The organism is Rhodococcus jostii NBRC 16295, assembly GCF_001894825.1.
Taxonomy (GTDB): Bacteria; Actinomycetota; Actinomycetes; order Mycobacteriales; family Mycobacteriaceae; genus Rhodococcus_F; species Rhodococcus_F jostii.
Window position 1 is genome coordinate 1 of sequence record NZ_BCWY01000020.1, and the last position, 25,040, is coordinate 25,040.

Consider the following 25,040-nt stretch of genomic DNA (forward strand, 5'->3'; position numbering starts at 1 on the left):
TCGACAGTTCTGATACACCCGGCGTCGCGCGATCGCCGCGGTTACCGTCCGAGCAGCTGATGCGCCCGCAGTCCGACGTACAGCTCGGCGGCGTCGATCGGGTCGGAGAAGTCGCGTCCGGTGAGGGTGTGGATTCTCCGCAGCCGGTACAGGACGGTGTTGCGGTGGTAGTGCAGTTGGGTGGCTGCCGCGGTGGTGGAGCCGCGGCAGGAGAACCAGGCGTCGAGGGTGGCGAGCAGGCTTTCCTGCTCCTCGGCGGGCAAAGCCAGCACCGGTCCGAGGATCTGGGTCGACGCGAGCTTCCCGGCGTCGGGGACGCTGACCAGCAGTAGCGACACCGGCACCGACTCGTAGCGGGTGATCGGGCTGCCGGAGTGTCCCGCGCAGCGGCGGGCGATCCGCGCCTGCTCCACGGCCTGACCGGTTCCACCGGGGCGGCCGAATACCGAGCTGACCCCGATCCGGCCGTGACCGGTGCGGCCGAGAACGTCGAGCGCGGACTCCAGCACCTCGCCGCCTGCGGCCCACAGCAGTCCGACCCGACCGTCGACCTCCGTGTCCCACACCGAATCGACACCCGCGCCGCGAAGATCCGACTGCACGACGTCCGCGGCGGACGGTGAGGCCGCCGCCTCCACGGACACGACGACGAACGTGCTGCTCTCCGGGATCCGGAACGTGCGGAGCGCATCGGCGGCACCGGCCGGATTGGCGGCGTGGTCACCGAACAGGGTCCTGATCAGCCGGCCACGCGACTCGGCGTCCTCGCGTGCGCGCATGTCGGCGGTCTCCCGATACGCCTCCGCCGCGCTGTCCGAGTAGACGTCCACGAGCGCCCACACCTGGGCGGCCATGTCGAGCAGGGCGTTGGTGGCGCGGCCCTCCGAACGGTTCATCAGTTCGTCCCAGATCAGGCGGCCGCCGAGCCGGAACGCGTGCAACAGCGCCGCCAGCGGCACGCCCTGTTCGGCCTTCAGCTGCCCCGCCGCCCGCGCCGCCTCCAGCCGGATCGGGGCGCTGCCCGACAGGTTGCCGAGCATCGCCGTCAGATTGTCGACGCACGCCCCGTACAACTGCTCGGGAGTCAGGAGCGTCGCCTCCACATAGCCGTGCTCGGCCGACAGGATGCGCGACACGAGTTCCTCGGACAACTGATCGACGGAATCGAGCATCGATCCCAGGAGATCGGTGGGCGACGGCGCGACATCCGGGCTGACGGTCATCCGGCAAGACTATCCACCTGCCGTGGTCCACGCCATACCCGTTTGTGCGACGGCATAGCGCCCACGACGACATTGTCAGCCGCCGCCTATGGCGCGGGGAGCCGGAACAGGACGAGAATCAGTGTTCTACGCCACAGTGTTCTTCTCGTTCTGTGGCGCGGTCCACCATGCAACTCGACCCGAGCGGAGCTGTCCACAGTGAGCACCACAGAACCCGAGGCCACCTCCAACACCCCCGACGCCACCTCTCTGTACCCGGACGTCGACGCCGCCCTCGCCGCCCTCGCCGAGGGCGAGAAGACGTGGGCCGGCCTCTCCCTCACAGACCGCCGGGAACTGCTCGACAAGGTGCACGACCTCACCGTGCAGCACGCCGCCGACTGGGTGGACGCCGCGGTCGCGATCAAGGGGCTGGACCCGAAGTCGCCGCTGGTCGGCGAGGAATGGATGTCCGGACCGTACCCCCTGGCCACCGGCACCGCGGCGCTGTCCGCCAGCCTCGCGAAGCTCGAATCGGGAACCAGCCCCCTCGACGGCGCCGCGTTCGGCACCGCACCCGGAGGTCGCACCACCGTCAAGGTGCTGCCCCTGAACATCTTCGACAAGCTGCTGCTCAATGGATTCAGTGCGGACGTGTGGCTGCAACCGGGAATCGATCGTGCGACGGCACAGCGCGACGCCGGCCTTGCCCAGCGCGACCCGTCGCGGACCCAGGGCATCGGCGTCGTGCTGGGCGCCGGCAACATCACCTCGATCGCCCCGCTCGACACCCTCTACGAACTGTTCGCGCACAACCGCGTCGTCGCGCTCAAGCTCAACCCCATCACCGACCGACTGCTGCCCGTCCTGACGCGGGTCCTGGAACCGCTCGTCTCCATCGGCGCGGTCCGGTTGCTCACCGGCGGCGCCGAGGTCGGGACGTATCTGGTGCACCACGACCTCGTCGACCACGTGCACATGACCGGCAGCGCGCTCACGCACGACGCGATCGTGTTCGGCACCGGCGAGGAGGGCGCGCGCCGCAAGGCAGCGAACGAGCCCATACTCGGCAAGGCCATCTCCAGCGAACTCGGCGGCGTCTCCCCCACCATCGTCCTACCCGGCGAATGGAGCAGCGCCGACATCAAATTCCAGGCCGAACACATTGCGACGCAACGACTCCACAACGGCGGCTACAACTGTGTCGCCGCGCAGGCCGTCGTCGTCTCGTCCGAGTGGAAGCAGCGCGACGAATTCGTCGCGGCGTTGCGGGACGCCCTCGACCGGGCGCCGGAACGCGCGGCGTACTACCCCGGCAGCGACGCCCGAGTCGCCGGCGCCACCGCCTCGTTCCCCACCGCGGCACACCTCGGCAAGAGCGGCGGCCGCGTCCTGGTCACCGATCTCGAACCCGGCGATTACGCGCCACTCCTGCAGACCGAATACTTCGCGCCGGTACTCGGCGTGATCGACCTCCCGCACGGCGGCTCCGCGTTCGCGGCACACGCCGCCGACCTCGTGAACGAGGACTTCATCGGCACCCTCGGAGTCAACATCGTCGCCGCACCGAAGACCATCCACGCGATGGGCGCGGCGTTCGACTCGCTGCTCGAGAGCCTGCAGTACGGGACCATCGCGGTCAACGCGTGGACCGGCGTCGGGTACCTCACCGCCACCGCGACGTGGGGCGCCTTCCCCGGCCACACCCTGAACGACGTCCAGAGCGGCATCGGCGTCGTCCACAACGCGCTGCTCATCGACCGGCCCGAGCGCACCGTCGTCCGCGGCCCGTTCCGCCCGTCGCCACGGTCGATCCTGAACCGCGAGATGTCCATCTCCCCCAAGCCCCCGTGGTTCGTCAACAACCGAACCGCTGCCACGACGGGTCGATTGCTGACAGGATTTGCCGGTGCACCCTCGTGGACCCGGCTCCCCGCGATCTTCGCGTCCGCGCTGCGCGGATGAGGGCAGTGCGTCCTCGATCCCTCACCCCCCGTCGAAGTGGAGATGACCGATGAATCAGGAACTGTCAGTGGCCGACTACGTGATCGTGGGGTCGGGTTCGGCAGGCGCGGTGCTCGCGGATCGGCTCAGCGCCGACTCCGGCAGCCAGGTCGTGGTCCTCGAGGCGGGATGTGAGGACAAGGACAAGTTCGCGCACATTCCCGCCGCATTCTCGAAACTGTTTCGCAGTGAGATGGATTGGGATTACCTGACGGAACCGCAACCCGGACTCGGTGGGCGCAAGATCTACTGGCCGCGCGGCAAGATGCTCGGCGGCTCGTCGTCGATGAACGCGATGATGTGGGTGCGCGGATTCGCCGCCGACTACGACGAGTGGGCCGAACTCACCGACGACTCCTGGTCGTTCAAGGAAGTGGTCAAATACTTCCGCCGCATCGAGAACGTGCAGGACGCGTCGGCCGCCGACAGCGGAACCGGCGGGCCGATCGTCGTCTCGCACCAGCGGAGCCCGCGGGCGCTCACCGGGTCGTTCCTCGAAGCGGCCCAGGAGACCGGATACCCCGTCGAACGGGCGAACACCAATCGACCCGAGGGCTTCTCGCAGACCATGGTCACACAGAAGCGGGGCGCCCGCTGGAGCACCGCCGACGCTTACCTCAGGCCCGCCCTGAAGCGGAAGAACCTGACCGTCCTCACCGGCGCCCAGGCCACCCGGGTCCTCTTCGAGGGATCCGCCGCGGTCGGCGTCGAATACGAGAAGGACGGGGTCCGGCACACGGTGCGCGCCGCGAAGGAAGTGATCCTCTCCGGCGGGGCGATCAACACCCCGCAACTCCTCATGCTGTCGGGCATCGGCGACGAGCAGCAACTGCGTGAGCACGGCATCGCGGTGCAGCAGCACCGGCCGGCGGTCGGGAAGAACCTGCTCGATCACCTGGTGTCGTTCCTCGGCTACCGCGTCGACTCGGACTCGCTGTACGCGGCGGAGAGGATCCCGGAGTTGCTCAACTACCTGACCCGGCGCCGAGGCATGCTGACGTCGAATGTCGGTGAGGCGTACGGCTTCACACACAGCCGGGACGGCCTGACACTGCCCGACCTGGAGATGATCTTCGGACCCGCACCGTTCTTCGACGAAGGTCTCATCGCGGCGACCAGTCACGCCGCGGTGCTCGGCACCATCCTCCTCAAACCCGAGAGCCGCGGCGAGATCTCGCTGCAGTCGGCCGATCCCCTCGCCAAACCGATCATCGATCCCCGCTACCTCAGCGACAGCGGCGGAGTAGACCGGCAGGCGATGATCGAAGGCCTGCGACAGTGCGACGCCTTCGCCTCGGCGCCGGCACTGAAGTCGAAGCTCGGCACTCTGATTCGACCGGCGGTCGAACCGAGCACTCCCCTCGACGAGATCCTCGAACGCGCGCTGGAGGAGAACGCGCACACGCTGTACCACCCGGTCGGAACATGCCGCATGGGCACCGATGACGCGAGCGTCGTCACACCCGAGCTGAAGGTGCGCGGCGTCGACAAACTGCGGGTGGCCGACGCGTCGATCATGCCCGCCATCATCCGCGGGCACACCCACGCACCCTGCGTCCTCATCGGTGAGCGTGCGTCGGATCTGATCCGGAACTCGTAGGGCGCTGCGCGCCCCGTGCGTGGTTCGCGAGTGCAGAGACTCGTCAACCACGCACGGGCGGCGGAGCCGCCTCAGTACCGGCGCGCCGCGTAGAACGGCATCGAGTCGAGCGGCGCTTCCTTCACCGGCTGTCCGGCGGTCGGCGCGTGGACGACCGTGCCGTTTCCGGCATAGAGCCCGACATGCTGCGCACCGTTGAAGAGGACGAGGTCGCCGGGCTGCAGGCTGCCCTTGTCCACCGGCGATCCGCCGTTCACCTGGTCGTACGTGGTGCGGGGCAGCGAGACGCCTGCCTGCTTGTACGCGCACTGCACGAGACCCGAGCAGTCGAAGGCATTCGGACCGGTCGCACCCCAGACGTAGGGCGAGCCGAGCTTCGACTCGGCGGCCGCGAGGGCTTGGGAACCGTGGGTGGACGGCATCGCCGGCGGCGCGGGCAGCGGCCCCGGAAGTGGCGCAGGGCCGGGGCCCGGGGCAGGAGCCGGAGCCGGAGCCGGAGGCAGTGGCGGAACACCCGGTACCTCGAACGTCCCAATCCCTGGGATGGTGATCGGCTCCGCTGCAGCGGGAGCGGCGGGCAGCATGAACGCTCCCACTCCCACACCGGCGGCGATCAGAAGACCGCCGGTCGAAAACTGCAGACGATTGCCCCGACGCAATCTATGCTTGGCCATTGAGCTGAGTCCTTCGATTCATTCGGTGTCCGGCGGCATCCGTGCCATTCGGACGAGATGTTAGATAACATCCCGGTCACGGAGTCGGGGGACAACGGCCGAATGGCCCATACACATACCTGTTTTCGCAATACAGGTATATAACGATCGGGTCTCGTACCGACCAGTCTGTCACGAAACACCAAAAACAGGTATGCCTTCAGGCAATTCGGCCCGTTCCCGACGGCATGCGCGTCGTCCACGCTGTTGAGCGTGTCACTGACCCAGAACTCAGAACCCGAGATCTTCGGGGAACCCGCAGGCGCGGAGGCCGCGACCCTCACCGTCGTGGGGCGAGGTTCGCCTGTCGTGTTCCTCCACGGCTGGGGGCTCACCCCGCGGGTGTACGGCCGCAGCCTGTCGATGCTCGCCCAGCAGGGCCATCGCGTCATCACTCCGACGCTCCCCGGGTTCGGCGGAACTCCCGACCATCCACCCGAGGAACGCGGCTTCGCCGGCTACGCGGCCTGGCTGGGACGCTTCCTGGACTCGGCGGGAATCGACGAACCGGTCACGCTCGTCGGCCACTCCTTCGGCGGGGGCGTCGCGATTCAGGCCGCCCACGACCTTCCCGAGCGGATCGCACGCCTGGTACTCGTCAACTCCGTCGGCGGCGGCGCGTGGTCGCCCGACGGCTGGGGAACCCGGCCCATCGGCGAAAGACCACTGTGGGACTGGGGCGCGTCGATACTGGGTGAGGCGCTGTCGATCCGATCCATCGCTCACACGACGGCATCGTTCGTCAACGGCTTCCTGCCCAACACGTTGCGCGATCCGGGTGCGGTCTGGCGCACCGCGCACCTGGCCCGGCGCGCGGACCTGCGCCACGAACTCGGCGTCCTCGCCGATCGGGGTCTCCCGGTGTCCCTGGTGTGGGGTCGCGGCGACCGGATGATTCCCCTCGCCAGCTTCGAGTCGCTGCGGAAGGCGCTGCGCAATCCGCCCGTCGTCACCGTCACGGGCGGCCACGGTTGGCTGATCCACGATCCCACCCGTTTCGCCGACGCGATCCGCCGGACGCTCCGCGCCCCGTGAGTGGTTGACGAGTCCAGAGACTCGTCAACCACGCACGGGCGGCGGAGCCGCCTACGTACCGTTCGCGTACGGGTTGTACGCGTTCGTGAAGAGATCCTCCGCCCTCGCTCCCCCCGGTTTCAGCACCCCCAACCGCACGCCCTGGTCGATCCAGATCCGGAACTCCCCGGGATCGATCACTCCCCCGGGTGCGGGCACGCCGGCGCTCTTCCACTGCCGGACGAACTCCGTGGATTCGTTCCGCCCACGACCCTCGATGATCTTCACGAATCTGTCGACCACCTCCTCCTTCGGCACCGTCTGCGTCCATCGCACGGCACGCGCGACACCCTGCACGAAGTCGCGGACGGCGTCCTCGTTCTTCGCGATGAAGTCGTCCCGGAAACCACCGCCCCGATGCCTAACGGGCCGGTGAGATCGACGTCCGTGAACAGCGGCGTCAGCCCACCCCGGCCGAGTGCCGCATCCTTGACGATCCCGCCGAGATTCCCCACATCGATCTGTCCCGACCTCAGCGCCTGCTCCGTGTTGTTCGGCGGCACGACCGTCAGCTCGACCTGGTTGATCTCGTCGTTCGACAGTCCGGCGCGGAACAGCCATTCCTTGATGACGTACTCGTGGTAGGCGCCGAGGGTATTGATCCCCACCTTCTTGCCGATCAGGTCGCGGGCAGTCCGGATGGGGCTGCCCTCGAGCACGTAGTAGCCGTTGAAGCTGTCGGCCTCCGTGTCGCCATCCGAGCCGTACACCGACACGACACCGGTCAACGGTGCCCCGGCGTCGACGAGTTTCGCGATGGCGCCGTTGAACGCGGACCCGAAATCGGTGTCGCCGGTGGCAGCGGACTGAATGCTCTGCGGTCCACTCGTGGTGTCACCCAGCCATTCCAGCTGCACCTTCTCGAAGAAGCCCAGATCCTCCGCGAGCTCCGGGAACGTGACACTGGCCGGGCTGCCCTCGTACCGCAGCACCGTCTTGCCGTCCGCCGTGGTGCCGCCGCCGGACGCCGACCCACCACACGCGGCCATCACCAGCGCCATGCCCGCGGCCACAACCGCCGCAACGATCGATCTGATGCGGCGCAACCCGATCGGTGACCCAGCCCTCATGTCCTCTCCCCGGGCTCAGTCGGCGCCGTGGAACGCGCTGCCGACCACCGACCGCGACGGCTCACCGTCGACACCGACCGGAACATCGCCTTCGACGGTGGTGCGGTACAGCACCCGCACGACGTCGAGGTGGTCGAGATCGGCCGGCGCGAGATGTGCGGTGATGCGGTTGTCCCACACCCCGATGCTGTTGTTCTGCCAGCGAACCCGCACGGTGTAGGCCGGATTCGTCACCTCCTCGAACAGCAGATCGAGAATCCGGTCGCTCTGCGCCGGAGAGACACCGAGGATGCGGCTCGTGAAGCCCGGCGTGACGAAAAGCCCGCGCTCACCGGTTTCGGGATGCACCCGGACCACCGGATGCTCCGTCACGATCGGCTTGGTGGTCACGTTCTGTTCGGCGTCACTGCCCGCCTCCCAGCGTTTCTGCCGCCCCCCGAAGCGGTGCTCGGCGCGCAGGCCGTCCACGAACGTCTTCAACGAATCCGGCAGATTCGCGTACGCCGCAGCGAGATTGGTCCAGGTGGTGTCTCCCCCGACGTCCGGCACCAGCTCCGACCGCAAGAACGTGACGGCCGGTGGATTGACCAGCGCCGACACGTCGGTGTGCCAGAAGTTCGCGTAGCTGTACTTACGGGCACCGCCTCGGGCGGCGTACTTGCGACTGTCCACCTCCAGGATTTCCGGATAGCCCTCGGGGGCGTTGTAGTCGTACGGATGGGCAGGCGTCACCTTCCCGAAGTGACGGGAGAACCGAATCTGCGCGGCGTGGTCGAGGGGCTGGTCGCGGAAGAACAGCACCTTGTGGTCGAGCAACGCCTGCCGCAGTCGTGTCGCGGTGGCCTCGTCCAGTTCACCCGCGAGATCCACCCCGCTGATCTCGGCACCGATGTAGCCGGCGATGGGCGCGATCTCGAACCCGGTCGCGACACCGGGACGGTCGTCGATAACTGTCATGTCTACTGTCTCCTCGAGTTCTGTGCGTGGTTGACGAGTCCAGAGACTCGCTAACCACGCACGGGCGGCGGAGCCGCCTACTTCTCGCCGCGGAACGCGGCACCGGCGATGGACGTGGACTCCTTGCCGTCGGGGCCGACGGGAACGTCGCCCTCGAGGGTGGTGCGGTACAGCACGCGGGTGACGTCGAGGTGGTCGAGGTCGGTGGGCGCGAGGTGGGCTGTGGCACGGTTGTCCCAGAATGCGAGGCTGCCCGGCGCCCAGCGGAAACGCACCGTGTAGGCGGGGTTCGTCACCTCGGCGAAGAGCAGATCCAGCAGGCGGTCGCTCTGGGACGGAGAGACTCCCACAATCCGGGCGGTGAATCCGGGCGTCACGAACAGGGCCCGCTCCCCCGTCACCGGGTGCACGCGGACCACCGGGTGTTCGGTGACGAGCGGGTTCTCCCGCGTCTTCTGGGCGTAGCTGCTGTCCTCGGCCCACTGCGGGTGACGTCCGCCGAAACGGTGCTCGGCGCGGAGTCCGTCGACGAGGCGCTTCAGTGATTCCGGCAGACCCTCGTACGCGGCGACGAGGTTCGTCCACTGGGTGTCGCCGCCCTGTTCCGGGACGATGTGCGCGCGCAGGATCGTGCCGGCCGGCGGGTTGATCAGCGCGGTGACATCGGTGTGCCACTTGTTGTCGTAGCTGTACTTCTTGCGCCCGAAGCGCTTCTCGTACTTGCGACTGTCGACGGCGAGGATCTGCGGGAAACCCTCGGGTGCTTCGTCGTCGTACGGGTGCGACGGGGTCACGTCACCGAACTTCCGGGAGAACGCGATCTGTTCGGCGTGCCCGATCTCCTGATCGCGGAAGAACAGAACCTTGTAGCGGTGCAGGGCGTCGCGCACCTGCACAACCTCGTTCTCGTTCAGTTCTTTCCGGAGGTCGATCCCGGAGATTTCGGCGCCGATGTGCCCGGCGACGGGGCGGACCTCGAGCGCGGTGTCCGCGATCTGATCCGATGCGGCGGGCGCGGCGGTGGTGAGTGTCATGAATACTCCTTGGGTTCGGGCTGAATCGAAACGTCGCGATCATCATCGAATCCCGAACCCGATTGGTACAACGGCCTTTTCACAATGCGAAAAAGGTTCATCCTGAGTTTTTCCCTACCGGAACGCGGGAAATGCCGTTCCTGTATTCACACCGATTCGCGCCGCGACGCCCCGCATCGAGGGCACGATGTCCCGCACCAGGTCGTCGGTCAGTCGCCGACGGAGAGCCTGGACACCCAGCGCGCCGCGAGGCTGCCCGTGGGCGTCCAGGACGGGGACCGCGACGGCACGGACCTCCCGATCCTCCGACAGCGTTGCGGCATAGCCGACCCGCCGGATCCGGTCGAGGTCCGAGGGGGCCGTCACCGAACCGCCGCGACGCGACGACGCGGAGCCGAACGCCAGAATGGCCATCCCCATCGCGCTGCTCCCCAGAGGCTGGCGGGCACCGGGCACTTGGTGCGCGCAGAACCGCTCGGGTGGGCGCGCGGAGAACACGGTGACCGCGACATCGTCCTTCACGACACCGAAGCTGGCGGTCAGCCTCAACCGCGCCGCGAGTGAATACAGGTGCGGGGCGAACGACTCGGTGTCGATTCGCGCCAGCGACGGCACGGCCAGGGAGATCAGACTCGGACCCACCCGGTAGCAGTCGGTCCGCTCGTCGCGTTCGAGCAATCCGCCGCGGACGAGCGCCTGCACGATGCGATACGCAGTGCTGACCGCCAATCCGGTGCGGGCGGCGAGCGCGCTGACGGTCAGGTCGCTGGGCCCGCCCTCGAAGCAGGCGAGTACGGCGATCGCCCGTTCCACCGCCTGCGACCCCGAACGCGGTGAATTCACGAGGCCTCCTTACCGTCTGAACGAAGTCAGGCCGACCGGGCGGCGGTGTACTCGGGAAGCGGCACCGCGAAACGGTCGCGCAGGGTCTTCTCCGCGTACTCGTGGCGGAAGAGCCCCCGCCTGCGGAGCAGCGGAACCACCTCGTCGACGAAGGTCTCGAGCCCGGACGGGAATGCGTCGGGCATGAGGTTGAATCCGTCGGCTGCCTCGGCGCGGAACCACGCCTCGATGGTGTCGGCCACCTGTGCCGGTGTGCCGATCACGGCGCGGTGTCCGCCGCCACCGTCCAACTCGCGCAGGAGCTGGGCGACGGTCAGATTCCGCTCCCGCGCCAGCCCGACCACCGATTCGCGGAACCCGAGGGAACCCGCGAACGTCGCCGGGTCGGGCGGTCCGTCCAGCAGCGACTGCGGGACGGGACGGTCGAGGTCGAGTTCCTCTAGCGGCACACCGAGAGTCAGACTCAGCCGGTCCCAGCCGAACCGGGCTGGGACGTGGGCGCGGAGCTGCTCGTGCCGAGCGACGGCCTCCGCTTCGGTCGAGCCGATGACCGTGATCAGCCCGGGCAGGATCTTCACGTCCTCGGGGTTGCGGCCGGCGGCACGCGCCACATCCTTGACGTGCTTGTAGTGCCTGCGCCCGGCGTCGAGTGTCAGTTCTGCGGAGAAGACGCCGTGCGCGGTCCGGCCGGCGAGGTCACGCCCGGCGGGCGACCCGCCTGCCTGGACGAGCGGCGGCTGCCCCTGCTCCGACGGCGGCACCCGCAGCACACCGTCGAGATCGAAGAACTCGCTGTGATGCGACACCGGGATCCCGCTCCGAGCGCTCTCCCACAGTGCGGTCACCACCTCGACGAACGCCTCCGCGCGGCGATAGCGGTGATCGCGGTCCGGGATCTGCTCGAATCCGAAATTCGCTGCCGCCGTCGGCGAGTAGGTGGTGACCACGTTCCACGCCACCCTCCCGCCGCTGAGGTAGTCGAGGGTGAGGAACCGTTCGGCGAGGTCGAGCGGGTCGTTGAACGTGGTGGAGGCGGTCCCGATCAGACCCAGGTTCTCGGTGGCCTCGGCCACTGCCGCCAGAATCACCGACGGTTCCAATGCGCGGGTCGGCTTCACCCTGGGGTTCTCCCAGAATCCCGGCCCGTCGGCGAGGAAGAAGGCGTCGAGAGTGCCCCGCTCGGCGATCCGGGCGACCCGGGTGAAGTGGTCGAGATCGACGAACGAGTGCGAATCGACGTCGTCGAGCGTCCACGCTCCGGGCGCGATTCCCACGTCGAGGACGTTCACATTGAGCACCAGTTGGCGTCGGGATCTACTCACGGCGTTGCCTTCCGAATCAGAAGTATCCGGTGTCGGGGAGCGGAGTGTCGTTGACCACGAGGTCGCCGATCACCCGCGCCTTGTACACCGTCGGGTTGTGGGAGAACAGGGTTCGCAGATTGCGCCAATGCCTGTCCAGGTGCGCCGACTCCCGGGTTGCGGAGGCCCCGCCCACCTCGAACAACCGGGTGGCCGCCCGGAGCGCGACGTCCTCGATGGAGATTTTCACCTTGGCGGCCAGTACCGCGGCCTCCTGCTCGAGCCGGGGATCGACACCGGAGGTGCGCGCGACGTCCGCGGCTACATCCTGTGCGGCCGCAGCGGCGCGGACCACCGATTCCGCCGCGAACGCTGCCGCCGACAGCGCGCCGACGATCTCGAGCAGTTGCGGGTCGTGACGCGGTTCCTCGGCGACGGCGTACACGAAGCTGCGCTCCCGGCCGCGAATCAGCTCGGCGGACTCGGTCGTGACGGTGCGGAGGATGCCCGCCGCGATCGCGTGCAGATACAACTGCGGAAGTGCCTGCCGCGGCCGGGTCTGGCCGTCACCACCGCGGAACGGCAGGGTCTCGGACTCGTCGACGGCGACGTTCTCGAACACCGTCGTGCCGCTGCCGGTGTGGCGCTGGCCGATTCCGTCCCAGTCGTCCTTGTGGACGATGCCGGGACGGTCGGCGGGAACAATGGCGCTGAGAGCCTTTCCGTCCGGAACGTTCGCGGAGACCCGGATGTAATCGGAATACAGCGAACCGGTGCTGTAGAACTTGACTCCGTCGAGACGGTACCCGCCGGGGTTCGGCGTCAGCGTCGATTCGAAGCTGTAGGAGCCCACGGCGCGGGTGCTCAGCTCGGAGGACGCTCCACCGAACAGTTTGCCCACCAGGATCTCCGGAAGCCAGGCGTCCTTGCGCTCGGTCCGCGGAACCCGCAACAGCTCCTCGACGAACGCGTAGTGAACGCGGACGACGTGCGGCACATCGGGATCGGCCTCGGCGAGGTCGACGACCAGGTCGAACAGATCCTGCAGCGTGTACCCGCCGCCGCCGTATTCCCGAGGCACGCGCACCGCACCGAGGCGGTGCTCGCGGATCAGGTCGATCGCCCGGTGCGGTCCTTCCGTCCCGCCACGGGCACGCCGCCGCGCTGCGTCCTCGGCTATCTCGGCGATCACGGCCGCCAGTTCGGCGGAGCCGCGTGCCGGTGGACGCACCGCTCCCGGCGCGGGGGCCTCGGATACCGCTGTCATGGTGAATCTCCTGTCTTCGGTGGATTTTTCAGCTGGCCGGGAATGCGCTGCGGCCGCCGGCCAGTAGGGTCTCCGCCGTCTGCAAGCCCAGGCGGTCACGCAGGGTGTGCCGCGGGTCCTGGAAGATCGGCTCCCGCCGCACCGCGTCGAGCAGGGCGGGCAAGGTGGTCGTGGTGGCCCCGCGGAAGACGACGCCGTCAGCCTCCGTCGCCGGAGACGGATCGCCGCCGGGTGCCCACCATCGGTCGACCAGTACCACCTGGTCACGGGCCGCATCCGGGTCGAAATACGCGCGGTGGCGTCGTACCGCGTCCTCGTCCGGAAGAACCAGGGCGTCGGCCGTGCGCCGCGCCGTCACCAGTTCGGCCTCGTTCGCGGGGCGCCAGAACACGGGCGGTTTGCGTTGCGGTGGCTCGGGAACGTTCAGCGGTCCGGACACGGAGAACGGTCCCGCATGATCGATGTAGACGATCCGCTCGGATTCCGCGAAGACGCCGCGGTCGGCGTCGTCGACGATGCTGTCGCCCGGCCAGCTCTCCCACAGCTCCCGGACGACCGACACCGCGTCGACCGCAGCCACCACCGGATCGGCGTTGGTCCACGGCCCGCTCGTCTGATCGGCGGGTCCGACCAGCCAACCGACCCTGCCGTGGGACCCGTGATCGAGCGAGCCGAGCCGACGCGCGAGATTGAACGGATGATCACGCACGGGTGCGGCGGCCACGACCAGTCCCACCGACGTCGTGTGACGAGCCAGAACAGTGGCAGCCACGGTCGCGTCGATCGTCGTACGGCCGGGTTCCGTCTCGTCCTGGCGATCACCGCCGAGGACGAGGAAGTCGATGCCCGACTCGTCGACGGTGCGCCCGAACTCTTCTCGCCGCACCCGCTGCCGCGCGTCGAGCAGCTCGGTGACGACGGTCGCGTCGAGATGCAGCCCGACGACGGAATGACGGCTCATGACGGTTCCCCTTTTCCGCGATTGTCGTCACCTTCCCAGAGCATCGGCCCCGGGACGAGCGTTGCACTCAGTCTGATTCTGGTTTCACGGCCCAGCGAAACAGACTGTTCCGCAGCAGCACTCACTTCCGCTCGGTCCACGTGTCGTAGAACCAGGGCACCGAGTTGGCGGCATTGCGGAAGTCGTGGATGTGCGGGGCGACGGCGAAGATCTGGGTATCCAGCAGCAGTGGGATCGTGTAGGCGTTGTCGATCACGTGATCCTGGATTTGTTCGATCAACGCGATCCGCTTGTTCCGGTCGGTTTCGGTGACCTGCGAACGGAGCAGGCCGTCGAGATACGGATCGGTGCCTTCGAGCTGGAACAGATCACCCTGGTCGCTGTCGTAGTTCTGAGTCAGGCGGAAGGTGTCGGCCGTGGGCCACCCGTTGCGGCGCAGGCTCAGTTTCGGATCCGCGGTCGCCTTCGGATAGTTCGCGAAGTCGGTCTGTTTCAGCTGGAGCGAGATCCCGACCGCACGCAGTTGCCGCTGGACGAGTTCGTACAACGGTTTCGACGTGTGGTCATAGACGTCGATGTACAGGCTGAGTTCGAGTGGCCTGCCGTCCTTCTGCCGGATCCCGTCGGCGTTCCGCGTGGTCCAACCCGACGCGTCGAGCCGACGATTGGCCTCGTCCGGGTCGAATCGCACCTCGTCGGAACGGTCCTTCCACCCCAGCGCGCCCTCGGTGATGATGCTGTTCGCGGGTTTCCAGTTGTCCGAATACAGCGTGGACACGATCTGATCCCGGTCGATCCCGTACATCACTGCCTTGCGCACGTTGACGTCGTCGACGAAATCGGCGGTCTGTCGCACGTCCAGGACGTTGGCCAGACCCGGAGTGCGCAGGCCCAGAACCGTGAAGCCCTCCGTCTGCAGCAGCGCTTCGTCCGGCGGCTGGGTGTACCGGAGGGCGTCGCCCTCTCCCGAGCGCAGCGCACCCACGCGGATGCTGTCCTCCTCGATCGGTACGACCGTCACCGAATCCAGGTACGCCTCACCCTGGTGCTTCGCCGTGGCGGGCGCCCAGTCGTACCCGCGACGCTTGACCAGCTTGATTTCCTTGTTCAGGATCTCCGACTCCGCGACGAACGGACCGCTGCCGATCAGATTGGTCACCACAGACTGATCCTCCTTGCTCGCGTCGATGGTCGCGTCCGCAACTAGGCCGGCGGTGTTCATCGACAACGCGGCCAGGAACGGTGCATTCGGCTCGGCGAGGCGCACCGTCACAGTTCGTGCACCCGGATCCGTGTCCACAGCCGTCACCTTCGGGAACCAGGCGTTGCGGGGAATCCCTTTCGGCTTGTCACCTTCGGCGAGCCACTCGATGTTGCGTTTGACGCTCGCCACGTCCAGCGGAGTGCCGTCGCTGTAGGTGACACCGTCGCGGATGACGAACTGGTAGGTGGTGCCGGGCGCGTCGACAGTCCAGCTCTCCGCGATCCACGGCACGAACTCGAATGTGTCCGGATCCTGGTACACCAGCCTGTCGAGAAGCTGATCCTTGACCAGGCTGTTCTGCCAATACGACACCTGGATCTGCATGGACGCCGTCACCTCGGCGTCGAGATACACCAGGTTTCCGCCGTCCTTGGCCTGCGATCCCGCTCCGGTGACGCCGTGCGCCTGACCGCAGGATGCCACCACCACCGCAGTCGCCGCGATGCACGCCGCCACGCGGAAGCGTCCGAACCTGCGTGCCATGAGCTGTGAACCTCCGAGTTGTGTGAAGTGGCGTCGAATTCGATGGGCGGCGGCATTCACGCGGTGAGCGGAATCCTGCCGGGGACCGCATCGATCAGGCGCGCCGTGTACGGATCCGCCGGGTTGCCGAAAACCTGCGCGATCGAACCGGACTCGACGAGGCGGCCGTGCTCGAGCACGGTCACCGTGTCCGAGATCTGACGAACCAGGCTGAGATCATGGGAGATGAACAGGTACGTCAAACCGAGCTGAGCCTGCAGATCGACCAGAAGGTCGACGATCTGCGCCTGTACCGTGACGTCCAGTGCCGACGTCGGCTCGTCGAGCACCAGGATCTGCGGGGCCAGGACGAGCGCGCGCGCCAGGACCACCCGTTGACGTTGACCTCCCGAGATCTCCAGTGGCCTCCGCCCGAGCACGTCGGACGGCAACGCGACCCGGTCGAGCACGTCACGCACCGCGGACCGCCGACGTGCCCGGTCACCCGATCCGGCGATGCGCAGGGGCTCCTCGATCACGTCGAAGATGGTGTAGCGCGGGTCCATCGCGGCCAACGGGTTCTGCTGCACCGTCTGCAGGACTCGCGCATTCTGACGGTACGACCGCGGATCGGTGCCGAGTGGCCGGCCGTCGACGAACACCTCACCGGAATCGAACGTGCTGAGTCCGGCGACGATTCGGGCCGTCGTGGTCTTGCCTGAGCCCGACTCACCCACCAGTGCGTGCGTGGTGCCCCGGGCGACGGAGAACGACACCGAGTCGAGCGCCGCCACCCTGGACGGTTGCCCCTTGCCACGCCTACCGGTCGGGAACGTCTTCGTCAGGTTCCGGACATCGAGGAGTGATGGCCCGGACACGTCGGCGCCCGCGCGACGGTCGGCATACTTGTCGGGTGACAGCGCGGGTGCGTCGCTCATGAGCGTGACGGTGTAGGCGTCCTTCGGACGATCGAGGACGTCGCTCGCGGGTCCGGACTCACGGACACGACCCTCGTTGAGGACCAAGACCGAATCGCTGTGCTCGCGCACCAGCGCCAGGTCGTGGGTGACGAACAGGATGCCGAGGCCCAGTTCTTCCTGCAGGTCGGCGAGCAGATCGAGGATGCGCTTCTGCACCGTGACGTCGAGCGCCGACGTCGGTTCGTCCGCCACCAGCACCGCCGGCTCGACGGCGATCGCGATGGCGATCAGGACGCGCTGCAACTGGCCACCCGACAGTTGGTGCGGGTACGACCGTGCTCGTTCGGCCGGATTGCGAATACCGACGCGATCGAGCAGACGGGTCACCTTCGCCCGGACGTCCCGGCGGGAGGCTCGCCCGTGCACGAGGAGCGTTTCCGCGACCTGGTCGCCGACGCGCTGCAAGGGGTCGAGCGATCCGAGCGGATCCTGCGGCACGAAACCGATGGTGCCGCCGCGCAGGTCGCGCCACTGGTTCTGCCCGTACCGGGTCACGTCCCGGCCGAGGATGTGCACACTCCCGGAGGAGATCCGGCCGTTGCCCGGGAGGAGTCCGATGGCCGCCCGCGCGATGGTCGTCTTGCCCGAACCCGACTGGCCGACCACCGCGAGCGTCTGCCCGCGCTCGAGTCGGAAGCTCACATCGTCCACCACCTGTATGGCCGGGAGGTGCGGGGACTCGGGCGCGTATTCGATGTGCAGGGACTTGGCCACGAACAACGGACCGTTCTCCTGCTGCGCGGCAGAACTCGTGGCCGGTGCTTCCGCAACCGCTGTCATCAACCCACCTGCTTCCGGACGATCTGACTCAACTTGCCGACGCTGAGCACGGTCAGAATGATGACCGCGCTCGGAAACGCCACCAACCACGGTGCGGTGGCGATGTAGTTGCGGCCCTCCGCGATGAGAAGGCCCCACTCCGGATTCGGCGGCTGTGCGCCGTACCCGAGGAAACTCAGTGCCGCGATGGAGAGGATCGCGGAGCCGAACTGCAGCGCCGCCAGGGACAGCACCGAGGAGTATGCGTTGGGGAGAATGTGGCGTCCCAGCAGCCAGATTCTGTTGGCGCCGAGATGTTCGCTGGCCTCGACGAACGGCTGGTGCTTGATCGTGAGGACCTCCGAGCGCATCAACCGGCAGAAGATCGCCACGGAGGAGACGCCCACGGCGATGGCGGCGTTGACCGTTCCGAAGCCCAGCGCGACGATGATGGTGATCGCCAGCAGCAGTGCCGGAATGGACAGCAACACGTCGACGACACGGCTGACGGCTGTGTCGTACGCTCGGCCGAAGTACGCAGAGGTCAGGCCGAGCAGACTGCCGACCACCAGTCCGAGAATCACCGCGACGATCGATCCGCTGATCGTGGTCGCCGACCCGTGGATGACGCGGCTGAGCACGTCGCGGCCGATGTAGTCGGTACCGAACGGATGCCCGAGACTCGGCGCCTCCAGCGGATGATCCGGGGACTCCGCCAGCGGATCGAAGGGGGCCAGCACTCCTGGCAGGACAATGCACACCAGCACCAGGAGCAGGAACACCACCGACAGGACGTCGCCGACGCTCAGTCCGTGCCTGCGCACCCACGACACCCGCACTGCGGCCGCGGGACCGGCCTCTGGGCACCGAACGGTCGCCTGAACGCTCATGCTGTGACCACCTTCTTGTCCGGCGCGAGGGAGATACGGGTATCGACGAGCGGGTACGCGAGATCCGCGAAGAGGTTCGCGACCACGAAGATGACCGACACCACAATCACCACCGCCTGAATGACCGGGGTGTCCTGGTTGCGGACGGCCTGCTCCGTGAGATAGCCGATTCCGGTGCGGGAGAACACGGTCTCGGTGATCACCGAACCCGCGAGGAGTTCGCCGATCGTGATGGCCACGATCGTGATCGTCGGGATCGACCCGTTCTTGAGGACGTGCCGAAAGATGATCCGGTTCTCCGTCAGCCCCTTCGACCGGAGCACATCGACGTACGGTTGCCCCGACGCGTTCTGCAACCCCTGAATGAGGACCTGCGCGATGGGCGCCGACACCGGGATGGCCAGCGCGACGGCAGGCAGAAGCACCGAGCGCACACCCTCGTCTCTGATGGCCGAGACGAGACCGAGTCCGAACGCGAAGAACTGCAGCAGCAACAACCCGACGATGAACGAGGGCGTCGACAGGAACGCCGCCGGTATGGCGCGGGCGGCCTCACGGATGCGCGCCGCCTTGGCGAACACCGCGGTCAGGGCAATGCCGAAGGCGAACACGATGGCGAGTAGCAACGCCGCGGATGCCAGCTTCAGAGTCGACGGGAGGGCCGAGAACAGCAGGTGCTCCACGGATTTGCCCGAGGTCAGCGAGTAACCGAGGTCGCCGTGCACGACCAGACGCTGCACGGAGAGGAAGAACTGCTCGAACGCCGATTTGTCGAGGTTGTAATAGGCGATGAGCACCTCGGCGTCCTCCACCGAAATCGGGTTCTCGGGACTGTTGATCTGCGATTCGATCGGGTTGCCCGGAAGAACGTTGAGTACGAAGAACACGAGGGTGTAGGCCAGGGCGATCACGACGAACGCCTGCCCCACCCTTCGCGCCAGGTACCAGTAGTTCTGTCTCATTACGCGCACCTTCGGGAATGCTGCCGGATAGGGAAGTTCTGCGATATTCGTCTGCGCAGCAACCGTAGAGCTTCGGCCCCGCGTTCTCCGAGCGTTCCACTCGTCCTGATTTCAACCACTGATTAATTTACTGTCAGTCAACACTATTCGAGACCTGCCCGACGGGCAGGGAACCAGGGAAGCGCACCATTCCGCTCACGCTGCGGAGAAAGGTGTACGGCGTCACTGTCGCGGTCGTAGCGTCGCAGTGTGATCACCGTCTGGATCGTCTCGGGCGCGTTCCTCCTGCTCCGCGGGGTTCCGGGCGTTCTCGCGCTGTGGAGATCCAGGTCGTGGACCGAGTCCGAGTGCGAGGTCGTCGACGCGCGACGCCCGGTCAGCTACTCGTACCGGGTCGGAGCCGACGAGTTCGTCGGCCGGCGAAGGACATTCGACCCCGGCGCATCCCTGAACGACACTGGCAGCCGAGAATTCGTTGTCGGACAGGTTCTCTGGCTGTGGTACGACCCGCAGAATCCCCGGACCAGCGTCCTCCGGCGCAGTGCGTCCGTATCGATACTCCTGGTCGCGCTGGGACTCACGTCCCTCACCCTCGCGATCTCCACCCTCTTCTCAGGAGGCACCCCTTGACCCCACGACAGCTGCCCCTCGACCCGAGAACGGGAGAACTCCGATGAGCGTGATCCAGCGCAGCAGGACCTTCTACGGGCTTGCGCTCGGTGAGCATGTGCTCGTCGACGCCATACGTCGCGGACGGGTCGACCAACTCGCCGCGTTCGTCAACCGAACGGGGGCGGACTTCGTCCTGCTCGGTGTCGAACGCGTGTCGCGGACCGCTCCCCGGCCCACCGCGGCCCTGTCGCCCAGCGTGTCCGCCGCAGCACTGATCGCCGCCACGGACGACGTCGGCGTCTTCGTCACCGCGGTCCCCCACCTCGACCACCCGTACAACCTTGCCCGCCGGCTGGCCTCACTCGATCACACCAGCCGCGGGCGCGTCGGCTGGCTCACCGGTGCGGAAGACCGCTCGGCGCCGGGCAACCTGGCCCGGGCAGGGGTGTGGATCGAGTCCGGGCCGAGTTCCGCGGTCACGACCGACGCGATCCACGCCTCCCGCACACTGTGGGAGAGCTGGCCGGCCGACACAATCCGTGGACGCCCGGACGACGTGCGCTTCGCCGATTCCGACCGGATCGTCTACGCCGATCACCACGGCATCTTCGACATCGCCGGCCCCCTCAACGTCCCCACACCCCCGCAGCAGAAGATACCCGTCGCCTGGTGGGCGCAGGAGGGCGACGATATCGTTTCTGCTGCCGAGGTTTCCGACATCGTCGTGCTGGATCGCCGCGATGCCGAACGTCACGGCCGGGCGGTACGCGACCACGCGCTTCTCTTCGTCGTCGACGATCCCGACGCCTCCGAGGTGGATGGTCACATCGCGACGGTCACCGACATCGGCGGGGGGTTCTCCGCATGGCCGAGGCCCTCCCGGCCCGGCGGATACCGGCAGCGGTCGCTCAGGGCGACGCTGCGGTTGCCCGAACCTGCCCCGGCGCCGTCCCATCCCCGTCCGGTCTACCCGGGCACGCAGAACTAGCAGTCCTTCCGATCAAGTCGATTCTTAGACATGACTTTCCGTTTACCTCCGCCTATCGTTTCGGGAATCCACTGGCCCGTCCGCAGGCCAGGATCCCCTCCAGACGGCCGATCCGAGGTGCCGTCGCCCGACACAGGTGGTGCAGCATGATCGAAGTCCGTTCCGTCACGAAACGATTCGGGAAGAGGGCCCGCTCCGTCGAAGTCCTCCATGAGATCGACTTCTCCGTCGGTACCGGCCAGATCGCGGCCGTGATCGGCCAGAGCGGTGCGGGCAAGACCACGCTGTCGCGCATCATCAGCCTGTTGGAGCGTCCGACGGAAGGTCGCATCCTTCTCGACGGGACCGACGTCTCCGGACTGTCCGAACGCCGGCTGCGGGAGCAGCGGCGCGCAATCGGCACCATCTTCCAGGCGTCGAGCCTCCTCGCGCGGCGCACCGCCGCCGAGAATGTTGCGTTGCCACTCGAATTCGCCGGTGTCGGGCGTTCCGAGCGGCGGGCGCGGGTGGAGGAATTGCTCGAGCGCGTGGGTCTGTCCGACAAGGCGGACCTCTATCCCCGGCAACTGTCGGGTGGGCAGCGGCAGCGGGTGGGGATCGCCCGCTCGCTGGCCCTCGCCCCCAAGGTCCTCGTGTCGGACGAGGCGACCTCCGGACTGGACCCCACCGCCACACGATCCATCCTCGCGTTGCTGAGCGAACTGCGCGACGACCTCGGGCTGACGATCGTGCTGATCACCCACGAAATGGACGTCGTCCGCCAGGTCGCCGACGTGGTCACCGTTCTCGACGCGGGGCGCGTCGTCGAATCCGGCCCGGTGATCGAACTCCTCCGCAATCCCCACTCCGAACTCGGCGTCGGACTTCTCCCCGACCGCTCACACATCACCGCGGACGCCCGGGACGTGCTCTGGCACGTCACCTACGGCTCCGACGCAGTCCCCGCCAACTGGATCGAGCTTCTCGGCGCGGCCACCGGACGGTCGATCGGCGTGCTGTCCGGGACGGTGGAATCGGTCGGCGGACGCCCGGCCGGGCGCGTCACCATCTCGGTCGGCGGTGAGCACCCGTCCGTCGGCGAGCTTCTGTCGTCCTGGGGCCTCCACGGAACACGGGTCGACGACACGTCGGCATCCGACGAGGCCACCGAGGAGGCCGCGGCATGAGCGCCCCGGGCACTGCGGTTCTGGCCATTTCGACGCCGGTCGAGGAACTTCCGGAACTGTTCCTCCCCGCCCTGCAGCAAACCGTGCAGATGGTCGGGATCACGGTGATCCTCGCGATCCTGCTGGGCACTCCGCTGGCGGTCGTCCTGCACAACACCGCGCCTCGCGGACTGTTCCCCAACCCGACGATCAACGCGGTGGCGGGCTGGGTGGTCAACCTCGGCCGGTCACTTCCCTTCCTGGTACTGATGGCCGCCATCATCCCGTTCACCCGATTCGTCGTCGGCACGTCGCTCGGGGTGCAGGCGGCGGCGGTTCCGATGACGCTGGCCGCCACGCCGTATGTCGCGCGCCTGATCGAGAACTCGCTGCGGGACGTACCCCCCGAAGTGGTGGAAGTGGGGCGGGCGTCGGCGGGGTCGAACTTCCAGATCATCCGCAAAGTGCAACTGCACGAGGCGGTTCCGACCATCATTGGCGCTCTGACCATCGCGTTGATCGGCATCCTCGACATGTCGGCGATCGCCGGGGCGGTGGGAGCCGGCGGCATCGGCAACCTGGCCATCGCGTACGGCTACAACCGATTCGACAACACGGTGATGATCACAACGGTCATCGCGCTCGTGGTGCTGGTCCAGGTCATCCAGCTCGTCGGCGACCTTGCCGCCCGTCTCACCAACCGGCGCTGAATCCCCCTTCACCCCACACAGATCAGAGGACAACTCCCATGACGACTCGACCCCGCTCGGTGACGCGCGCCCGCGCTGTGGCGGCAGGCGGACTGACGGCCACCGTGCTACTCCTCCTCACCGCGTGCGGCGCCGGAGGCAACGACCGAACCGAAGGCGACGGCCCGCAGACCACGTTCAAGATCGGCTACACCGCCGGATCGATCCTGGACGAGAAACTCGCCAAGGAAGTCGCGAAACTCGCCCCCGACCACGGCATCACCGTCGAACCGGTGCAGATCGAGGATTCGAAGCTCAAGAACCTCGCCGTCTCCCAGGGCGACATCGACGCCAACCACAGCCAGCACCAGGAGTGGATGCGGGTGCAGAACGAGGACGGCAACCTCGGACTGTATGCGGCCGGCGACTGGTACGTCCTCAAGTTCTCGGGCTACTCCGAGAAGTACGACAAGCTCGAGGATCTACCCAAGGGCGCCAAGGTCGCCATCCCCGACGACCCGTCGAATCAGGCGCAGGCGCTGCAGACCCTGCAGGACCTCGGCCAGCTGACACTGAAGGACGGTGTCGACCCGTCCCGCGTCACCATCCGCGACGTGAAGGACAACCCGAAGTCGTTCGAGTTCACCGAGGCAGCGCTGGCGCAGCTGCCGCGCACACTCCCCGACGTCGATCTGGCGCTGGGCTGGCGATCCAACTTCGACCTCGCCGACGTCCCCGACGACAAGATCGTCTTCAACGCCCCCGCCTACGAGTTGTACTGGATCGAGGTCGTCATCAACGAGAAGAACAAGGACAACCCCGACTTCGCGCCGCTGCTCGACACCTACCACGACCCGCGGATCGGTCAGCTCATCGACAGCGACCCGTTCTTCTCCCGGGTGGCGCAGAGCATCGAATCGGCGCGGGCCACCGACCGGAGCCAGACCAACGTCGACGGCGCGGCCGCGAAGCCTGCCGGCTGATGTCCGGGCAGCGAGAGGTCATCCTCAACGTCAACGTGCTGGACGTCGGGTTCCACCCGTCCGCGTGGCGGGCACCCGACCTGCACCCGACGTCGTTCATCGACCCGGACTACTACACCGAGGTCGCGCAGATCGCCGAGCGCGGCACACTCGACGCCCTGTTCCTCGCGGACGGCCCGGCCCTCCGCGAGGATCCCGCCGTCAAGCCCACGCGGGCCCTCGAACCGACCACCGTTCTCGGGGTGGTGGCGAGCGCGACGGAACATCTCGGGCTGATCGGCACGGCGTCGACGACGTTCAACGACCCGGTCGAGTTGGCGGACCGGTTCCTCTCCCTCGACGTCGTGTCCGGTGGTCGGGTGGCATGGAACGTGGTCACGACGTTCCACGCCGGCACCGCCCACAACTTCGGGCTCTCCGAAATTCCCGACCGCGAGTCGCGTTACCGCAGGGCCACCGAGTTCGTGGACGTCGTCACCGCGTTGTGGGTATCGGCGACCACGCAGGTCCCGGTGCACCACGACGGGGAGTACTTCCACGTTCACGGCGTGCTGCCCGTGCCGCCGTCGCCGCAGCGCCACCCCCTGCTCGTGCAGGCCGGTGGTTCCCCGCAGGGCCGCGCGCTGGCAGGTCGCAGCGCCGACGCGGTGTTCTCGGCGGAGCTCACGCTCGACGCCGGGCGGCAGCACTACCGGGAGGTGAAGGATGTCGCGCGCGCCGACGGTCGCGATCCCGGGGCAGTGAAGATCCTTCCCGGCCTCGTCACCGTCGTCGGCAGCACCGAGGCCGAGGCGATCGCCCGGTACGAGGACTGGGAATCCAAGGCCGCCGACGGCTTCTCCGCCGAACGTCTCGGCGGCATGCTCGGCGTCGACCTGAGCTCGCTCGACCCGGACCGGCCGATCCCGGAGGACTTGCTGCTGGCTCCGGTCGATCCGTCGTTCTCCGGGTCCCTCGGGTTCCGGGAAGCGGTCGTGCGACTGGCCCTCGAAAGCCGGTATTCCGTGTCCGAACTGCTTCGCAAGGCGGGAGGTTTCGGCCACCGGCTCGTCGTCGGCTCGCCCGAACAGATCGCCGACACCATCGAGGCGTGGTTCCTGGCGGGCGCGGCGGACGGCTTCAACCTGATGCCGGACGGATTCCCCTCCGGGCTCACCGATTTCGTCGATCACGTCGTGCCGCTCCTCCGCGAGAAGGGGATCTTCCGGTACGAATACGCCGAGTCCACCCTCCGCGAGCGCTTCGAGGGCGCTCCGCTCCCCGTGAGTGGTTAACGAGTG

General features: G+C 67.5%; 21 protein-coding genes and 1 pseudogene. 9 read left to right on the plus strand and 13 right to left on the minus strand.

Annotated features, from left to right (window positions below; translation table 11 throughout):
- Positions 1-41 precede the first annotated feature (41 nt).
- On the minus strand, positions 42-1,223 hold the full coding sequence (locus RJ1_RS15235) for a PucR family transcriptional regulator (protein ID WP_073361154.1): 1,182 nt from the start codon (positions 1,221-1,223) through the stop codon (positions 42-44).
- A gap of 249 nt (positions 1,224-1,472) precedes the next feature.
- Between RJ1_RS15235 and RJ1_RS15240 the strand changes: the two genes are divergently transcribed.
- Both RJ1_RS15240 and RJ1_RS15245 read left to right on the plus strand, forming a co-directional pair.
- Positions 1,473-3,167 carry an aldehyde dehydrogenase family protein gene (locus RJ1_RS15240; protein WP_174694993.1) on the plus strand — a complete coding sequence of 565 codons (1,695 nt, stop codon included), beginning with the start codon at positions 1,473-1,475 and terminating at the stop codon, positions 3,165-3,167.
- A gap of 49 nt (positions 3,168-3,216) precedes the next feature.
- On the plus strand, positions 3,217-4,806 hold the full coding sequence (locus RJ1_RS15245; protein WP_073361158.1) for a GMC family oxidoreductase: 1,590 nt from the start codon (positions 3,217-3,219) through the stop codon (positions 4,804-4,806).
- A gap of 71 nt (positions 4,807-4,877) precedes the next feature.
- On the opposite strand, the gene RJ1_RS15250 is transcribed toward RJ1_RS15245, so the two are convergent.
- The gene (locus RJ1_RS15250; RefSeq protein WP_073361160.1) at positions 4,878-5,480 is read right to left on the minus strand and encodes a C40 family peptidase; all 603 of its coding nucleotides are present in this window, start codon (positions 5,478-5,480) and stop codon (positions 4,878-4,880) included.
- Positions 5,481-5,726: 246 nt separating this feature from the next.
- Here RJ1_RS15250 and RJ1_RS15255 point away from each other — a divergent pair, with 246 nt between their 5' ends.
- On the plus strand, positions 5,727-6,554 hold the full coding sequence (locus tag RJ1_RS15255; RefSeq protein WP_174694990.1) for an alpha/beta fold hydrolase: 828 nt from the start codon (positions 5,727-5,729) through the stop codon (positions 6,552-6,554).
- Between the two features lie 51 nt (positions 6,555-6,605).
- Here the strand turns inward: RJ1_RS15255 and RJ1_RS15260 are convergent.
- The 11 genes and pseudogenes from RJ1_RS15260 to RJ1_RS15310 all read right to left on the minus strand — a co-directional run bounded on the left by RJ1_RS15260 (position 6,606) and on the right by RJ1_RS15310 (position 19,343).
- Positions 6,606-7,663: pseudogene (locus tag RJ1_RS15260) on the minus strand (ABC transporter substrate-binding protein).
- 15 nt (positions 7,664-7,678) lie between these two features.
- On the minus strand, positions 7,679-8,620 hold the full coding sequence (locus RJ1_RS15265; protein WP_073361164.1) for a TauD/TfdA dioxygenase family protein: 942 nt from the start codon (positions 8,618-8,620) through the stop codon (positions 7,679-7,681).
- Positions 8,621-8,697: 77 nt separating this feature from the next.
- Complete coding sequence (locus RJ1_RS15270) at positions 8,698-9,654, minus strand: TauD/TfdA dioxygenase family protein (protein ID WP_073361167.1); 957 nt, start codon at positions 9,652-9,654, stop codon at positions 8,698-8,700.
- A 114-nt stretch (positions 9,655-9,768) separates the two neighbouring features.
- Positions 9,769-10,497 carry an IclR family transcriptional regulator gene (locus RJ1_RS15275; protein WP_073361169.1) on the minus strand — a complete coding sequence of 243 codons (729 nt, stop codon included), beginning with the start codon at positions 10,495-10,497 and terminating at the stop codon, positions 9,769-9,771.
- A 26-nt stretch (positions 10,498-10,523) separates the two neighbouring features.
- On the minus strand, positions 10,524-11,819 hold the full coding sequence (locus RJ1_RS15280) for an LLM class flavin-dependent oxidoreductase (protein ID WP_073361171.1): 1,296 nt from the start codon (positions 11,817-11,819) through the stop codon (positions 10,524-10,526).
- A 16-nt stretch (positions 11,820-11,835) separates the two neighbouring features.
- Complete coding sequence (locus RJ1_RS15285) at positions 11,836-13,065, minus strand: acyl-CoA dehydrogenase family protein (protein ID WP_073361173.1); 1,230 nt, start codon at positions 13,063-13,065, stop codon at positions 11,836-11,838.
- Positions 13,066-13,093: 28 nt separating this feature from the next.
- Positions 13,094-14,026: an LLM class flavin-dependent oxidoreductase gene (locus tag RJ1_RS15290; protein ID WP_073361175.1), complete on the minus strand. Its 933-nt coding sequence runs from the start codon at positions 14,024-14,026 to the stop codon at positions 13,094-13,096.
- Positions 14,027-14,147: 121 nt separating this feature from the next.
- Positions 14,148-15,773: an ABC transporter substrate-binding protein gene (locus RJ1_RS15295; protein WP_073361176.1), complete on the minus strand. Its 1,626-nt coding sequence runs from the start codon at positions 15,771-15,773 to the stop codon at positions 14,148-14,150.
- A gap of 56 nt (positions 15,774-15,829) precedes the next feature.
- Entirely contained in the window at positions 15,830-17,512 is a 1,683-nt protein-coding gene (locus RJ1_RS15300) for a dipeptide ABC transporter ATP-binding protein (RefSeq protein ID WP_073361178.1), read from the minus strand.
- Positions 17,512-18,381, minus strand: a complete 870-nt coding sequence (locus tag RJ1_RS15305) for an ABC transporter permease (RefSeq protein ID WP_174694991.1) — start codon at positions 18,379-18,381, stop codon at positions 17,512-17,514. The genes RJ1_RS15300 and RJ1_RS15305 overlap by 1 nt, the downstream gene beginning before the upstream one ends.
- Positions 18,378-19,343 carry an ABC transporter permease gene (locus RJ1_RS15310; protein WP_073361180.1) on the minus strand — a complete coding sequence of 322 codons (966 nt, stop codon included), beginning with the start codon at positions 19,341-19,343 and terminating at the stop codon, positions 18,378-18,380. The genes RJ1_RS15305 and RJ1_RS15310 overlap by 4 nt, the downstream gene beginning before the upstream one ends.
- Before the next feature lie 249 nt (positions 19,344-19,592).
- Between RJ1_RS15310 and RJ1_RS15315 the strand changes: the two genes are divergently transcribed.
- From RJ1_RS15315 to RJ1_RS15340, 6 genes are all read left to right on the plus strand, one after another.
- Positions 19,593-19,973 carry a DUF3592 domain-containing protein gene (locus tag RJ1_RS15315; protein WP_073361182.1) on the plus strand — a complete coding sequence of 127 codons (381 nt, stop codon included), beginning with the start codon at positions 19,593-19,595 and terminating at the stop codon, positions 19,971-19,973.
- A 43-nt stretch (positions 19,974-20,016) separates the two neighbouring features.
- The gene (locus RJ1_RS15320) at positions 20,017-20,943 is read left to right on the plus strand and encodes an LLM class flavin-dependent oxidoreductase (protein ID WP_073361184.1); all 927 of its coding nucleotides are present in this window, start codon (positions 20,017-20,019) and stop codon (positions 20,941-20,943) included.
- Positions 20,944-21,089: 146 nt separating this feature from the next.
- Positions 21,090-22,109 carry a methionine ABC transporter ATP-binding protein gene (locus RJ1_RS15325; RefSeq protein WP_073361185.1) on the plus strand — a complete coding sequence of 340 codons (1,020 nt, stop codon included), beginning with the start codon at positions 21,090-21,092 and terminating at the stop codon, positions 22,107-22,109.
- The gene (locus tag RJ1_RS15330) at positions 22,106-22,798 is read left to right on the plus strand and encodes a methionine ABC transporter permease (RefSeq protein WP_073361187.1); all 693 of its coding nucleotides are present in this window, start codon (positions 22,106-22,108) and stop codon (positions 22,796-22,798) included. The genes RJ1_RS15325 and RJ1_RS15330 overlap by 4 nt, the downstream gene beginning before the upstream one ends.
- 38 nt (positions 22,799-22,836) lie before the next feature.
- On the plus strand, positions 22,837-23,760 hold the full coding sequence (locus RJ1_RS15335; RefSeq protein WP_073361189.1) for a MetQ/NlpA family ABC transporter substrate-binding protein: 924 nt from the start codon (positions 22,837-22,839) through the stop codon (positions 23,758-23,760).
- Complete coding sequence (locus tag RJ1_RS15340) at positions 23,760-25,034, plus strand: NtaA/DmoA family FMN-dependent monooxygenase (RefSeq protein WP_073361191.1); 1,275 nt, start codon at positions 23,760-23,762, stop codon at positions 25,032-25,034. The genes RJ1_RS15335 and RJ1_RS15340 overlap by 1 nt, the downstream gene beginning before the upstream one ends.
- Positions 25,035-25,040 lie beyond the last annotated feature (6 nt).